Raw genomic sequence first — 13,984 nt, forward strand, 5'->3', positions numbered from 1 at the left:
CGGACAAATCATCTCAGTTGATGGCGGGAGTTAAAAATGCAGGAACAGCAGCCCTGGCAGTGGCCAAATCACATCTGGCAAGAGAAGGTGAATCATGTACGAGCGGGGAGAACGCTTAAGCCCACCCATTGGCCTGACGGTGCCGATTTCGCCGTTGCACTCTCTTTTGACAGTGACCATGAATCTAATGAATTGCGCGATGGTGGCAACTCTTTCGGTCGCATGAGTTGGGGGCAATTTGGTACGCGCGTGGGTATTCCTCGAATCGAGGCTTTGCTCAGTAGGTATCAGGTGCCTGCCAGTTTTTACGTGCCCGCCGTCTGCGCGTTACTCTATCCTGAGGAACAGATTCGACTGAGTGCGCAAGGCCATGAAATAGGCCTGCATGGTTGGATTCATGAGCTTAACTCCGTACTTTCCTATGAAGATGAACGCATGCTGATGTTGAAGTCGGCCGATACGTTGGAGAAGGTGTTGGGCCATCGACCTGTAGGGATGCGTACACCATCATGGGACTTTAGCCCGCATACGTTACGCATCGCTCGAGAGATGGGCTTGTTGTATGACTCCTCACTGATGGCTGATGAGCATTGCTATGAGCTGCTCTTGGACGGCGAACCGACGAACGTCGTTGAATTGCCAGTGGAATGGATAAGGGATGATGCGGTGTACTTCATGATGAACCGTTTTCAGGCTCATCGGCCTTACACCCCACCTGAGTCGGTATTTGATATCTTCCGGCGTGAACTTGAATATGCTCATCAGGACGGTGGTTTATTCCAACTCACCATGCATCCGCATATTATCTCTCCACGTTCTCGCGTGTGGATACTTGAAGAAATTATTCGCTTAGGGAAATCGCACAATGCATGGTTTGCGACACATGCTGACATTGTGCGTTGGGTAAAAGAACACAGCTGATTGTCCCACCTCAGGTCCGCAAAAAAAAATAAACCGAAAAGCTATCAGTTTCGGTTTATTTTTATGCCGGTACCCTTCACCGAAAACTCCACTGCACGGTAATCACAAACACCGAAGGGATGATAATCCCTGACTCAATGCCAAAGTAGGGTGTGAAGTTATATTGAAATCCATGGTAAATATAGGGTGAGAAGCCGATCCCGGTCGCTTTCTTAAAGTCGTGATAGGAGCCGTGATCGCCGCAATCCTTAAAGGCATCAAAGAAAAACTCACCGGTGTAACCGTAAATGCCTTTAAACGTCCAGCCATTGTCCCAGACTTTCCAGTCTCGTCTTACCCCCATGGCCAGACAGCGATCGTCAAAGCTGTTTTTCATCGTACCGAGCAGCACGCTGTACGGTGAGTCTTCAGACAACTTACGCTCTACCGAGAAAAAATTATTCTCAAAATTTTCAGTGTATTGCCCATGGTTGTCCGTCAAGTGATAGACAAACGAACCGGTATTGATTGAATAAAGATTAATCTCACTGGCTTGACAGTAGAGTGAAAGTAAAACAATGCCGCTGAGTAAACCCCATAATAAAACAGCATTTTTTCTGCTATGTTCTTCTGTTATGCCATTCATATTTCCCTCACCATTAAAATGAGTTAATGAATCGATTGATAAAAAGATGGTGTTCCACGGATTTAACTGATTGATGCTTAGGAGGAAATTGTTAATGTTTCTTAATTAATTAATGTCTGAGGTAGGCTTATTCTCAGGCAGAGTGCAGGACATGATTGATAAGGTATTTTAGCAGATTTTAAGAAGAGTCAAGAAGTGGGTGTTTTTCTTATAATTGATGGTGATACCCTAAAACATTGTAAAGTATACCTTTAATCTTCTTTTGTCTTAAGGTTGATTGACACAGTATTTAAACCACAGAGAGCATCTCGAACTTATCATTCCAGCCGGTGACGTAATTCGATTTGTGGTTAATAAAGATGCTCAGCCTGTGAACTGCTTGGTATAAATTAATTAAGGAAGAATTGAGAGTTTAAAGATTGGTATTGTTAAATCTGATATTACGTTTCGCTATTTTAAACTATTACTATGGATAACGTAATGCGTAAAGAAATTGTCAGGATAAATCAACATGACAAATCCCTGCGTCACGCATAGTATGTCGATGAGGTTCAACAATAATGAACAAAATAAGCGCAGCGATGAAGCGGGTTTCTGTTGTTATCAACAACGTTGTTGTTTTACATTTCCGTTTGCAGTGACTGCAAACTAAAAGGATGAGTGTGCATGAGCGTAACGAATGAATTCGTTCATGGCGGGGTTACGCTTCAGGCTCTCCGTGCTCCTGATCTCTGCCGTGATGATGTACTGAGTAAATTCACCCATCTGGTGAGTAAAACACTGGATGTGCCGAGTAGTTTCATTTCAGTGATTGACGATAATTATCAGTACATAAAAGCCGCACATGATTTTGCCGTCGGCGAAACTGTGAGAGCCGATTCACTTTGTCAATTTGTTGTTGAAGACGCGGCTCCTTTAATCGTTCCGGATACGCTAGAAAATCATTGCTTTGCAACCAATCCCTTTGTCATCGGGGCACCGTTTGTTCGTTTTTATGCCGGTGTACCACTGATAACCCAAGAGGGGCATGTTTTAGGGACGCTGTGTGTGGTTGACACCCAACCGCGCGAATTTAGCGCGGAAAAACTGGCTACCCTGACGCTGTTATCCCAACTGGTGATCTCTTTTCTGGAAGCCTGGCATTCGGTTGGCTTTACCGATCTCATCACCGGCTTACCTAATCGCCAGCAATTGATCCGTGATCTGCAAACTCTGCGGGTGGCGGGGAGCCAGGCATCCCATCGACTGGTGTTGATTGACTGCATTGATATGCCTCGTGCATATGAATTAGCAAGATCGTTGGGGATGGGGCCGGTCGAAGGGCTTCTCAAAGATATGGCAACCTTACTGCCCTTGCGATTACGCCCAGGCTCTAAAGAGTTGCTCTACACGGTTGCAACCGGACGGTTTGCTTTGTTAACGCTGAGCAGCAGCCACTTTGATGCCGAGTGGGTGGCAGGTAGGATGGAAGGCGTGCATGCCGATATGGGGGAAGGGTTATCCGTCGACCTCACCACCCATACCGGTGAAGCTGTTTTTCTCCCTGCCGAGGTATCCGCGCAGGAAGTGTTGCGCCGTGCAGTCAGCGCCTTACACGAAGCCATCTGTCGTGCGGTGCCCTTTATGAGTTTCAGTGAGCGTAACGATGAACGCCGCACCGATGACTTCACCTTAGTGAATGATCTGGCGACTGCGGTACGCCATAACCACGGTCTCTATCTGGTTTATCAACCCAAAATTTGCCTGAAAACGGGGTTACCGATCGGGCTTGAGGCATTGATCCGCTGGCGTCATCCAAACCGAGGTGAATTGTCTCCTGCTTACTTTATCCCGCTTGCCGAACAAACCTCACTGTTGCAGGAAATTACCGAGTGGGTAATTGAAAAAACCATCGGACGTTTAAGGCGATTACAGGGGCAAGGCATCCAGTTACCCATTACCGTTAACGTCAGCGTGCGGGATTTTAGCCACGGGGATTTTGCCGAGAGACTGGAGAGCAAAATGAACAAGGCTCGTCTCCCGACGAACCTGCTGGGTATTGAGTGTCTGGAAACCGAACGTATCCTCGAAAGTCCTGCGGCGATTAAAGGGCTGGAAATGCTGAAGCTGCGCGGCTTTGATATTTCGCTGGATGACTTCGGCACCGGTTATAGCAATATCAGTTATCTGCGGCGCATGCCGTTGGATGTCATTAAGCTTGATCGCTCCATTATTAGCGGCCTGGCAACGGATACCGCCTCACGCATTATCACCCGGAGTATTATCTCCATGCTGAAGGAGCTGGATTATGTGGTGCTGGCCGAAGGCGTGGAAAACAGTGAGACGCTGGAGGCGTTAAAAGAGTTTGGCTGCGATCAGGCTCAGGGGTTCTTTCACTCCCGCCCGTTGCCCGAACAGGAGCTTGATAGTTGGCTGCGCTGGAAGATGCAGAGTTAACGCTGATCAACCCAAATCAATTGATCAACGGCAAAACCGAGGTGCCTGGCGATGGCCAGGTATTGCTGTTTAATGGCATCAGGCAACGTGGGCTGGCGCGATAAAATCCACAGATAATCACGGTTAGGCCCGCTCACCAGCGCGTACTGATAGTCGTCATCCAGGGCGATAACATTGTAGCCGCCGTAGAAGGGACCGAAGAAGGAGACCTTAAGCGCTGCAGTATCTGATTTACCGGTGAAATACGCTTTGCCATCGCTCTCACTCCACTGTTTTTTCTCTGGATCGTAACCACGATTTACAACGCTGATACCGCCATCACTGCGTTGTGCATAAGTGGCGGTCACATGATCTTTACCGCGTTCAAAGCGGTGATCGAGGCGGGCTATCTCATACCATTTCCCCAGATAGCGACTGGCATCGAAAGGCCTGATCGGCGTTACCCCTTTTGGCGGCGTGGGTGATTTACAGGCAACCAATGTGAGAGATAACGCGGCGAGGGCGGCTAAAGGCCATAACTTCATGACTGCTCCTTAATCAAACTGCATCCGTGATCGTGACGAATGTCTGTTTGATTATAGGCAACATTATTCAAGGCGGCCTGGAGACCGCCTGAGATGTGACGTTATTTCTTATCTTTATCTTCGTCGGCAGGAATCAATGGTTCATCGATGGCGATTGATGTCCCTGATTTCAATAACTGAATATCCAGAATGACGTAGGTCATGGTGGTGATAAACAGTGAGATCACGCTTCCAATGACGCCGCTGGTGGTAAAGGTGAAGTAGTTGTACATCACCACCCAGGTCACACAAATGAACAGCGCCAGGGCGATATTGATGGCCGATTGCGAATAATTCGTGGTGCGCGCGCCCATCTCATTGACCTGCATAAAGAGGTTGGAGCCGGTGTATTTTTCCAGAACAAAAATTGTGTGATCCCAACTGCGCATGCGGCGTGCGCTGCTGCGCGTGAAAAACAAGAATAGCAGTGACACGACCAAGCCCGAAAATGCGATCAGTACGGGGACAGCCTCCAGCGCGTAGATCAAGCTCTTATGGCTGGGGGCCTGTGCGGTGAGATCCAAGGTTAAAGAGGCGCCCAGTACGACGTAGAGAAATACAAACAAGAATAAAAAGAGGGCGTTGCGTTTCCAGTCGAGATCCGCCTCATGGTTTTTCTGCTGGCGAGCAACCTGCAGCGCCAGTGATAAGCGTGGGTCAACGGAGGGGATATCAATCTGTTCGATCTCTTCGCCCAGCAGGCGGTGAATAAACGGTTGATCGGCCGAATCAATGGTAATGCGCATAACAATCCTGATGACGTAACTATCGTGCCCACATTGTAACGTAAATTTCATCGGATACTGGAATCTGCGAGTCAGTCCGCATTTATCCTCTCAGGTTGCTCGTGAGTTGTTTGTTATTTGTACACTTTACGGTGCGGTCAGTTTCGGCCGCAGTAATCACGACGGAGGAATAGCCTATGTCGTACGTTGACGGTTTTGTGGTGGCGGTCCCGGAGATCAATAAGGAGGAGTACCGTGCCATGGCAGCGAAAGCCGCACCGCTATTTAAAGAGTTTGGTGCCACGCGTGTGGTGGAGTGTTGGGCAGATGATGTGCCGGAAGGAAAACTCACCGATTTCTACAGGGCGGTGCAAGCGGAGGAGGGCGAAACGGTGGTATTCAGTTGGATTGAATATCCTTCAAGGGAGATTCGTGATGCGGCGAATCAAAAAATGATGTCCGATCCGCGAATGAAAGAGATGGGTGAGAATATGCCCTTCGATGGCAAGCGGATGATATACGGTGGATTCGCCATTTTACTGGAAGAGTGATCATTGCCTCTGTAGCGGCGCATTTTTTTGCGCGATAAATCGCGCCGTTACAGTGAGTCTTTTTTTTTCCATATCAGCCAAAAAATAGTCCATCAGGCTTAAATTAAAAAATGGATCTTTAAAGTCTAAAGGATAAAATCGATTTCTCATCAACAAGGAGATTTCTATGCTGGATATCATTCAGTTTCCCCTTTTCATCGTTTCAGTTCTGTTATTGTGCATTACGCCCGGTCCTGATCTGGCCTATGTTGTTGGGCAAAGCGTGGCGAATGGACGAAAAAAGTGGTGTGATATCGGCAAGTGGGGTGGCTTTAGGCAGTTGCACCCATGCACTGGCCAGTGCAGTCGGCCTCACGGCATTAATCACGGCCTCCCCCCTGTTATTTACCGTGATTAAATATATCGGTGCCGCCTATCTCATTTATTTAGGCAGTAAAATGCTGTGGGAAACCTTTATTTCCCGCCCACAAAATAGCAATGATAAGATTGAGGTTCCTCGCACCAATACGCGCAGTTTGTTATTGCGCGGCTTTATAACCTCCATCACGAATCCAAAAGTATTGCTGTTTTTCATTTCGTTCTTCCCGCAATTTGTGGTGGTCGATGGTGCACACCATGCCAGTTCGTTTCTCGTGTTGGGTTTGACATACGCCGTGATTGGTTTGTTGACTGACGTCTGTTTCGCTCTGCTGGCGGGGGGCGCGGCCAGTGCGGTATCACGCAACATCACATTGCAAAGAGTGCTCGACCGCATCGTGGGAATGACTTTTATTGGCCTGGGGGTTCGCCTTGCCATGACACGGCGTTAAAAATCATAACGGACAACAAGTCTGATGATTGGCGATAACGGATTATTCGGGTAACGTGGAATCACTTTCGTCACCTACATAATCATAACCGCACGCTAGTTGCAGGAGAGTTCGGCCATGGCAGTTAATCCCAACATCATCGGTATTGTCAGCGATGAATTCACCAATCCCAATACCGTAAGAATGTTGAATGAAGTCACTCGTCAAATAAATGCTCGCGGATACCTTACGCTACTGCTGAATGTGGATTCCCGTGAAAGTTATCAAAGCACGCTGCGCAATGCTGCTGCTTTGCCATTGGCGGGGCTGGTGTTTCTGACATCACTGTTTGACGATGAACTGAGTGCCGTGGCGGATGCACTGCCAGAGGTTCCAACGGTGCATTTAAGCCAAAGCCGTGATAGTCGTGCGAACACGGTGATCGCCGAGGGATTTGATGCCGGTGCCGAGATGGGATTATTGCTGCTATCGCAGGGGCATCAGCGTTTTGGCTTTATGCATAGCCAGGAAAATGATGTCCCGGTGCAACAAATGGCTGGATTCGTCTCAAGTTTAGAGGCAGAGCAGAAAGCGCTGACCGTAGAGCTGTCCGCCGGTGCGAACGACCGCGAACAGGCATATCAGGCGATGATGGCCTATCTGAAGAAAACCCGCGCAGCAGAGCGTATCAACGCGTTGTTCTGTGAGAGCGATGTGTTGGCCTTTGGTGCACTTCAAGCCGTGCGTGATTTTGGCCAAGGCTCGCATGTGGCGGTGGTGGGGTTTGATGATGTGGATGAAGCGCGCGCATCAACCTGGCACCTTACCAGCTGGGCGCAACGACGTGATTTGTTGGTCACCGAGGCGCTGAATCGCCTGTTGGAAAACAAAACTGACGAAACTGATGCCTGGCAACAGGGTGAACTGCAGGTGCGTCATTCCCATCACGGAAAATATGTACCAGGCGAGATGTCGCAGTGTGGCTGCGCAATTCGCCATTAATTCGCTGAAGATAATGGGGTGCTAAAAATTCAGCACCCCGATCACCTAATCTATTTGATTTCTAATGCTGCCACGCGGTCTTTTAGCGCCCGTTCAATCGCCTTGCGATGATAGGGTGACATTTTGCGCCACTCTTGCGCCTCTTTGCGGGTGCGGCCACAGGCACGGCACCAACCACTTTTACCCTCAAAAATACAGATATCAATGCAGGGCGATTTTACCGACATAGTGACTTTTTCCTTAACGGGTGAGGCCGCTTAAGCCGTGTAGCATCATATAGATGCCCACAACGGCGATCAGGGCGCTGGAGAAGTAAGGCGCACGGCGCGCAATATCGGCAAACCCTTTCCAGCGACGGGTCGCATGGCGAACACTGAGCGCAGCACCGGCACCCACTGTCACCAGCGTTAATGCCAGACCAATGCTGAAACACACCACCAGCGCTGCCCCGAGGCTGAATTGTTTGACCTGCAGACACAGGAGCAGCACGGTGATCGCCGCAGGACAGGGGATTAACCCGCCAGTCAGGCCAAACAGCAAAATTTGCAGGTTACTGACTTCACGGCCATTGAAGCGGCGGCGAATATCTTCTGCATGAGCGCGTTCATGTGCATCCTGGAAAACCTGACTTTCAGCCCCAAAATGGGGAAGAGAGACGCGAGGAAGGTCATCCGCGTGCTCGTGATGATGATGGTGGTGGTGATGTGGCGAGTCGTGATGGTGATGGTGCTCATGGTGATGGCCGTGATGGTGATCGTGATGCCACGCATGCGCCTCTGACCATGTACGCCAGCCCATCCAGGCCGCCGTGATCAAAATAATGATGCCCGACACCAACTGTAGCCAGGGTTCGGCCGCTTCAGCGGTAAACTGACGACTGAGATACATCCCGCCCATCGCAATCAACCACACCACGGCAGTATGGGATAGCGTTGCCGCCAACCCGAGCATCACCGCCTGGCGCACGCTGCCGCGAATCGCCACGATAAAAGCCGCCATCATGGTCTTCGAGTGGCCCGGTTCCAGGCCGTGCAAGGCACCCAGCAGGATGGCGCTGGGGATAAACAGGAGCGCACTGGACGTGCCCTGATTCAACAGTGCCGCGAAATCATTCATAGTCATCATCTCGTGTCGTGATAAGTTGAAAGCGGCATTGGCGTGCCGTAAAATCAAAAAAGCAAAGAAAATATACTATACCCCAGTATACATTCAGATCAACAGGAGCTGACAATGGGCCATACACTGAAGCATCAGAAAAGCCTGCTTACGCGCGTGCGTCGCATTAAAGGGCAGGCGGCTTCGCTAGAGACGGCACTGGAGTCCGGTGAGGAGTGCCTGAAGGTATTGCAGCAGGTTGCTGCGGTGCGAGGTGCGGTGAACGGGCTGATGGCCGAACTGCTGGAAGGGCACATTAAAGAGCATTTGATGAATGAATCGGCGACGGAAGCTGAGCGCAGTCAGGACCTGGAAGAGATCGTCAGCGTCATTCGCTCGTACTTAAAATAGGGGCGCGTTGCATGCTGTGGTTGATCGCAAAGTACGCTATAACGGCGGGGATGGTTGTGCTGATTTCGGAAGTGGCTAAACGCAGTGACCGCTTGGGCGGATTGATTGCGGCACTGCCTTTAGTCACGGTCTTAGTGCTGATCTGGATGAAGCTGGAGGGGCAGAGCCAGGCCAAAATTGCCAGCCACGCGTGGTACACCTTCTGGTATGTGGTGCCTACCTTGCCGATGTTTGTGGCATTTCCTTTTCTCTATCAACGTTGGGGATTTTGGCCAACGCTGGTGGCGAGTTGCTTACTGACCATTCTGTTATTTTTACTTTGGGCCACGTTGCTGAAACGCTTTGGTATTGCGCTGATGTGACCAGAGTAGCGCGCGGCAGTCGCCGCGCATCCGTCAAAACTGATATTCAGCAGCCGTCACCAGTTGCACAAAGGGACCTGACAACGTTTGGTTATGATGGGCAATAATCTGTTGCGCACTGAACTGCCCGTTATCCGTAGTGGTATGCGCATCACCGATAAAAACCACCCGAAACCCCAAGTCTGTTGCTGCGCGGCAAGTGGTATCCACGCAATATTCGGTTTTCATCCCGCAAATCACCAACTCTTCGATTCCCGCTAATTGCAATGATGCTAACAGCGTGGTGCCACGAAAACAGTTGGGATAGCGCTTCATAAACACGCCATCCTGCGCTGGGTCGATTGCCAGCTGCGGGATGAGTTGCGTCAACGGGCTGCTTTCCGCAAGAGGTGAACCCTCAGGTCCTGTATGGCGTGCAGCAAAGATTCCGGCGTCCATTTCCCGGGCGTGAGTAATCAATAAATTGATGTTATCCAGCGTTGCCTCTGCGGCATACGGCTGCTCTGACGCAAAAAACAGACCGTGCTGCATATCAATGATCAATAGCGCTTTTTTACTTGGGGATGTCATGGTGTGTCTCCTTTCACTGGGTGATGAACGGAGACGATCCCCGTCCATTGTCTGACAGGGCGAGGGAACCTGTAAGCTTACGTTTTCGTTACAGATACACACGCACCGCCGCCAAATGCGGTGGTGATGGTCACTGTGGTCAACGTAATAAACTGAGACATTTCAGGCTCGCTTAAAATAACAGATGAAGTTCGACGTTATCACAGTCCGGTACAAAATCCATCTGTGTTTTGCCCATCGGGATAAAAAGCCGCTAGAGTGGAAGCCATCACTTATCTGCGGGATGACGGATTTGGTAAAGCCCATTCATTTAACCCATCTTTTGCGCAGTCCAATGGCGGGTACAGAAGCTATGGCAATTCATAGCGGACATGCTTTCCCGCGTCATTCTCACGATCATTATAGCATTGGTGTCATTTCACAAGGTGCGCAACGTTCCTGGAGCTTACTGGGGCAGATTGAGGCAGGTCCAGGTGACGTGATCGTTGTTAATCCCGGAGAGATCCACGATGGAATGCCACTTGATGGCCCACGCAGCTGGCAGATGATCTATCTGGAACCTGAAGTTTTATGGCAGGAATTGAGGATGGAAAAGCAGAGGGGAGACGCGGTGTTGCGCCCCTGTGTGCAAGATAAACAGTTGAGCGCTATGTTGCTAAAGCTCTTCTCCTCAATGACTGAGCCGGGAATTGAGCAAGGTTTAATGGAAGAGGCGTTGTTGCAGTGCATGATGCATCTCAGCGGTAACCATTCACTTACCCCGCCTTACCGACCTGATATCACTCCCTCAATCCAGCGCGTAAAACAGTATCTGGATGACTCACCCACGCTGCAAACCAGTCTGACAGAATTGGCAGCATTGGGTGATCTCAGCCGTTTCCAGTTATTGCGCAGCTTTGCCCGAGAAGTGGGGACCACGCCACACGCTTATTTACTGCAACTGCGGGTACGCCACGCGAGACGATGGCTGGCGAAAGGCAATAGCCTTGCTGATACGGCCATACTTAGCGGATTCTCCGATCAAAGCCATCTGACGCGCGCATTTGTACGTCAAATGGGCGTGACGCCAGCGCGCTACCAAAAAGCGATTCTGGCGTGAACACTCCTGCAATTTTGTTCAAGACGCGTTAAATCCTGGCAATGATACTCAGCTGACACTTTCGACTGAGGTAAGTCAGATGCAACTGAGTTTTGACTTCATGGCCACATCGCTGATCGTGGTGGTGTCGCCAGGCCCCGGCGCCCTGTTAACTATCGCCAGTGGACTCACGCAAGGGGCGCGCACGAGTATGATAACGGCGCTCGGCTGTACGCTCGGTATCGTGCCGCATCTTTTAGCCGCGTTACTGGGGTTGGCTGTGGTTTTTCATACCAGCGTCTACGCCTTCAACTTGTTGAAATGGCTTGAAGTTATTTACTTGCTTTACATGGCCTGGGTGACTTGGCGTGATCGGGGCACTTTGCGTACCGACGATGAACCCGTCTCGCGACCCCCGCTGCGCATTATCCAACATGCGGTGTTTATCAACTTGTTTAACCCTAAACTGCCGCTGTTCTTTCTGGCATTTTTACCGCAATTTATCGCGACAGACAGTGTCACGCCTGCAAGGGATATGCTGCTGTTGAGCACGATTTTCATGGTGCTGACACTACTTACCTTCATGTTTTACGGTGCATTTGCGGCAATGATGCGAAGAAAGGTGCTCGAACAACCGCAAGTCATGCACTGGATAAGACGGTTGTTTGCCCTGAGTTTTGTTGGCCTGAGTTTTGTTGGCCTGAGCATCAAGTTGTTAGTCACTTCGCGATAATGAACATTTAAGGAGTATTTTTCATGGAATTTGATTCAATCGAAGCAGTTCGTCACGAAATCGACCGGCTTGATTCACAGCTGGTGGCGTTGATAGCTCGCCGCGGATCTTGCGTCAAAGCCGCTGCGGCATTTAAGAAAGACAGCGATGCAGTCAGAGCGCCAGATCGGGTTCAGCAAGTTGTCGATAAAGTCAGAAAGCAAGCCGTAGAGCAGGGACTTCCAGGGGATATTATTGAGCAGGTATACCGCGCCATGATTGCGGCGTTTATTGAGTATGAACTGCAGCAGCACCGCGATTTGCAAGCATAAGAAAATGGGGCCAACTGGCCCCATCATTAATGCTGTGTGTCTTTGCCCGTGTGACTACGATTACGGAAAATATGCGTGACGTTATCCGCGTCCTTTAGCGCTACGCTATTTCTAGAGGTTATCTGCTGATTATTCATGACTTCTGCCATAGCGAGACGCAACGCTTTCAGCCTCGCGGGGTCAGACTCCTGCGCGGCCATGATTCTTAGTTTCTCGAGCAGAGTATCATTGGACACTGGCACTACATTCCTCAATAGCTGTAGAACTGCATCGCCCATCAGGATATCGGCCAGTCGTTCCTCATCACTTCTATGCATAAATGTTCTCTGGTTATGGTTATCGCAACAAATCCGCGACAGATAACAAAGTGGGTTCAGTCTAAAGCGAAAGATCTGATGAGGCGGAAGCCACTTTGTCCGTTAGCAGAGTCGTGCGCCTGTTCTCAGGATTCCCGGTTAGCAATAAACATCAACCCGATGAGTTGTTGATAGTGCAACGCTTCTTCAGTGTCATTGGCCTGTTCCAGACGGCAAATCAGTTTGGTACAGAGCGTTTTGCGGCTGAGCGTGCGGCCGGAACGTAATATTTCCACCACAATGTGTCCGAGGGTTTCTTGCTGAGAGGGAAAGGTTGCTTCATTAAAATAACGCGCGATGGCATCTGAGGTGGATAAAAGGTTTTTGTCCTGACGCATGGTTCCTTCCTCCAGGCTAACTAGTGAGCAAAATGCTCGCGAAAATTATACAAGCTTAATCAGTTTGTACAAGAATATGAAGGAACATCAGCGAGGCTGTTTTTGCAAAAAGTGCTAATTGATTAATTACGGATGCTTAAGTAATAGGCGAGGCGTTAATTACGGCAGCGAAGTTTCAAAATCATTATGCCCCTCAATAAGAGGGGCTATCGTTTAATAGCCATCCGTAGAACGTGTCAGTGATTCCCACGCATCAATCTCCGTGCTAAACGCCGTCAGTTTTTCTCTTACCAGTTTCAGTGCATCACTGCCCAGCAGCAGGTGAGCGGGTGGGTTGTCGCTCTCGATCACCGCCAGCATCGCGCGTGCGGCCTTCTGCGGATCGCCAAGTTGCTTGCCGCTCTTCTCTTCACGCGCCTGGCGAATGGGGTCAAACAGCGCATCATAATCGGTGATACTGCGCGCACTTCGCACCATCGAGCGTCCCGCCCAATCGGTGCGGAATGAGCCGGGTGCCACAGCGGTCACATGAATATTAAATGCAGCCAGTTCCTTGCTCAGCGTTTCTGAAATACCTTCCAGCGCAAACTTACTGCCGCAGTAGTAACTGATACCCGGCATGGTAATAAATCCGCCCATCGAGGTGATGTTGAGAATATGTCCGCGGCGACGTTGCCGCATATAAGGCAGTACGGCTTTGATTATGGCCACGGCGCCAAAGACGTTAACATCAAACTGACGACGCATTTCCGCCAGAGAAGACTCCTCCATTACCCCTTCATGACCGTATCCGGCGTTGTTCACCAGCACATCAATCGGCCCATGGTGCCCTTCAATATCCGCTACAAGATCATCAATGGCGCTGAAATGGGTGACATCCAGTTCAAATGCCACAGCATGTTGAGGATGTAACTGTTCAAATGCCGTTTTCGCCTGGGCATTTCGCACCGTTCCTATCACACGATAGCCTTTTGCTAACGCTTCTTGCGCCAGGGCGCGGCCAAATCCGCTACTGACGCCAGTAATCAAAAGTGTTTTAGAGGTTGACATTACGATTCTCACTATGTGAATGAAGAATGCATATTATTCTCTGGAAGAGTGCGTTATAAGGCCGTATCT

18 protein-coding genes are annotated in these 13,984 nt (G+C 49.9%); 10 read left to right on the forward strand and 8 right to left on the reverse strand.

Annotation, left to right across the window (positions count from 1 at the left end):
• Window positions 1-36: 36 nt before the first annotated feature.
• Window positions 37-921, forward strand: coding sequence for a polysaccharide deacetylase family protein (locus PSSD_RS07245; protein ID WP_058970233.1), 885 nt, complete (start codon window positions 37-39; stop codon window positions 919-921).
• A 76-nt stretch (window positions 922-997) separates the two neighbouring features.
• Here the strand turns inward: PSSD_RS07245 and PSSD_RS07250 are convergent, their stop codons facing one another.
• A complete protein-coding gene (locus PSSD_RS07250; RefSeq protein WP_052206075.1) occupies window positions 998-1,546 on the reverse strand; it encodes a hypothetical protein in 549 nt (182 codons plus the stop codon).
• A gap of 666 nt (window positions 1,547-2,212) precedes the next feature.
• Here PSSD_RS07250 and PSSD_RS07255 point away from each other — a divergent pair.
• Entirely contained in the window at window positions 2,213-3,982 is a 1,770-nt protein-coding gene (locus PSSD_RS07255; RefSeq protein ID WP_058970234.1) for a sensor domain-containing phosphodiesterase, read from the forward strand.
• On the opposite strand, the gene blc is transcribed toward PSSD_RS07255, so the two are convergent.
• Complete coding sequence (gene blc, locus PSSD_RS07260) at window positions 3,979-4,506, reverse strand: outer membrane lipoprotein Blc (RefSeq protein ID WP_058970236.1); 528 nt, start codon at window positions 4,504-4,506, stop codon at window positions 3,979-3,981. The genes PSSD_RS07255 and blc overlap by 4 nt on opposite strands.
• Before the next feature lie 101 nt (window positions 4,507-4,607).
• The gene (locus PSSD_RS07265; RefSeq protein ID WP_058970238.1) at window positions 4,608-5,291 is read right to left on the reverse strand and encodes a RipA family octameric membrane protein; all 684 of its coding nucleotides are present in this window, start codon (window positions 5,289-5,291) and stop codon (window positions 4,608-4,610) included.
• A 176-nt stretch (window positions 5,292-5,467) separates the two neighbouring features.
• On the opposite strand from PSSD_RS07265, the gene PSSD_RS07270 reads away from it, so the two are divergent.
• From PSSD_RS07270 to PSSD_RS07285, 3 genes are all read left to right on the forward strand, one after another.
• The gene (locus PSSD_RS07270; protein ID WP_039332346.1) at window positions 5,468-5,821 is read left to right on the forward strand and encodes a DUF1428 domain-containing protein; all 354 of its coding nucleotides are present in this window, start codon (window positions 5,468-5,470) and stop codon (window positions 5,819-5,821) included.
• Between the two features lie 269 nt (window positions 5,822-6,090).
• A complete protein-coding gene (locus PSSD_RS07280) occupies window positions 6,091-6,630 on the forward strand; it encodes a LysE family translocator (RefSeq protein WP_235589196.1) in 540 nt (179 codons plus the stop codon).
• 117 nt (window positions 6,631-6,747) lie between these two features.
• Entirely contained in the window at window positions 6,748-7,611 is an 864-nt protein-coding gene (locus tag PSSD_RS07285) for a substrate-binding domain-containing protein (RefSeq protein ID WP_058970242.1), read from the forward strand.
• A 50-nt stretch (window positions 7,612-7,661) separates the two neighbouring features.
• Here PSSD_RS07285 and PSSD_RS07290 read toward each other — a convergent pair whose 3' ends face one another.
• Both PSSD_RS07290 and PSSD_RS07295 read right to left on the reverse strand, forming a co-directional pair.
• Window positions 7,662-7,838 carry a DUF1289 domain-containing protein gene (locus tag PSSD_RS07290; RefSeq protein WP_039332337.1) on the reverse strand — a complete coding sequence of 59 codons (177 nt, stop codon included), beginning with the start codon at window positions 7,836-7,838 and terminating at the stop codon, window positions 7,662-7,664.
• Between the two features lie 13 nt (window positions 7,839-7,851).
• Window positions 7,852-8,727: a nickel/cobalt efflux protein RcnA gene (locus PSSD_RS07295; RefSeq protein WP_058970244.1), complete on the reverse strand. Its 876-nt coding sequence runs from the start codon at window positions 8,725-8,727 to the stop codon at window positions 7,852-7,854.
• Window positions 8,728-8,841: 114 nt separating this feature from the next.
• Here PSSD_RS07295 and PSSD_RS07300 point away from each other — a divergent pair, with 114 nt between their 5' ends.
• Window positions 8,842-9,117 carry a metal/formaldehyde-sensitive transcriptional repressor gene (locus PSSD_RS07300; RefSeq protein ID WP_039332333.1) on the forward strand — a complete coding sequence of 92 codons (276 nt, stop codon included), beginning with the start codon at window positions 8,842-8,844 and terminating at the stop codon, window positions 9,115-9,117.
• 11 nt (window positions 9,118-9,128) lie between these two features.
• Complete coding sequence (locus PSSD_RS07305) at window positions 9,129-9,479, forward strand: DUF3147 family protein (RefSeq protein ID WP_039332331.1); 351 nt, start codon at window positions 9,129-9,131, stop codon at window positions 9,477-9,479.
• Between the two features lie 33 nt (window positions 9,480-9,512).
• On the opposite strand, the gene PSSD_RS07310 is transcribed toward PSSD_RS07305, so the two are convergent.
• The gene (locus PSSD_RS07310) at window positions 9,513-10,049 is read right to left on the reverse strand and encodes a cysteine hydrolase family protein (protein ID WP_058970246.1); all 537 of its coding nucleotides are present in this window, start codon (window positions 10,047-10,049) and stop codon (window positions 9,513-9,515) included.
• Between the two features lie 352 nt (window positions 10,050-10,401).
• Between PSSD_RS07310 and PSSD_RS07315 the strand changes: the two genes are divergently transcribed.
• From PSSD_RS07315 to PSSD_RS07325, 3 genes are all read left to right on the forward strand, one after another.
• Complete coding sequence (locus PSSD_RS07315; RefSeq protein ID WP_235589197.1) at window positions 10,402-11,148, forward strand: AraC family transcriptional regulator; 747 nt, start codon at window positions 10,402-10,404, stop codon at window positions 11,146-11,148.
• A 79-nt stretch (window positions 11,149-11,227) separates the two neighbouring features.
• A complete protein-coding gene (locus PSSD_RS07320) occupies window positions 11,228-11,860 on the forward strand; it encodes a LysE family translocator (protein WP_058970250.1) in 633 nt (210 codons plus the stop codon).
• Window positions 11,861-11,883: 23 nt separating this feature from the next.
• Complete coding sequence (locus PSSD_RS07325; protein ID WP_058970253.1) at window positions 11,884-12,171, forward strand: chorismate mutase; 288 nt, start codon at window positions 11,884-11,886, stop codon at window positions 12,169-12,171.
• A gap of 442 nt (window positions 12,172-12,613) precedes the next feature.
• On the opposite strand, the gene ycgZ is transcribed toward PSSD_RS07325, so the two are convergent.
• Window positions 12,614-12,865 (reverse strand): regulatory protein YcgZ, encoded by a 252-nt coding sequence (ycgZ, locus tag PSSD_RS07335; RefSeq protein ID WP_058970256.1) that lies wholly within the window; start codon window positions 12,863-12,865, stop codon window positions 12,614-12,616.
• A gap of 213 nt (window positions 12,866-13,078) precedes the next feature.
• Window positions 13,079-13,915 carry an oxidoreductase gene (locus PSSD_RS07340; RefSeq protein ID WP_058970258.1) on the reverse strand — a complete coding sequence of 279 codons (837 nt, stop codon included), beginning with the start codon at window positions 13,913-13,915 and terminating at the stop codon, window positions 13,079-13,081.
• Between the last annotated feature and the right edge of the window lie 69 nt (window positions 13,916-13,984).

It is taken from the genome of Type-D symbiont of Plautia stali (assembly GCF_001485335.1).
Taxonomy (GTDB): domain Bacteria; phylum Pseudomonadota; class Gammaproteobacteria; order Enterobacterales; family Enterobacteriaceae; genus Pantoea; species Pantoea vagans_C.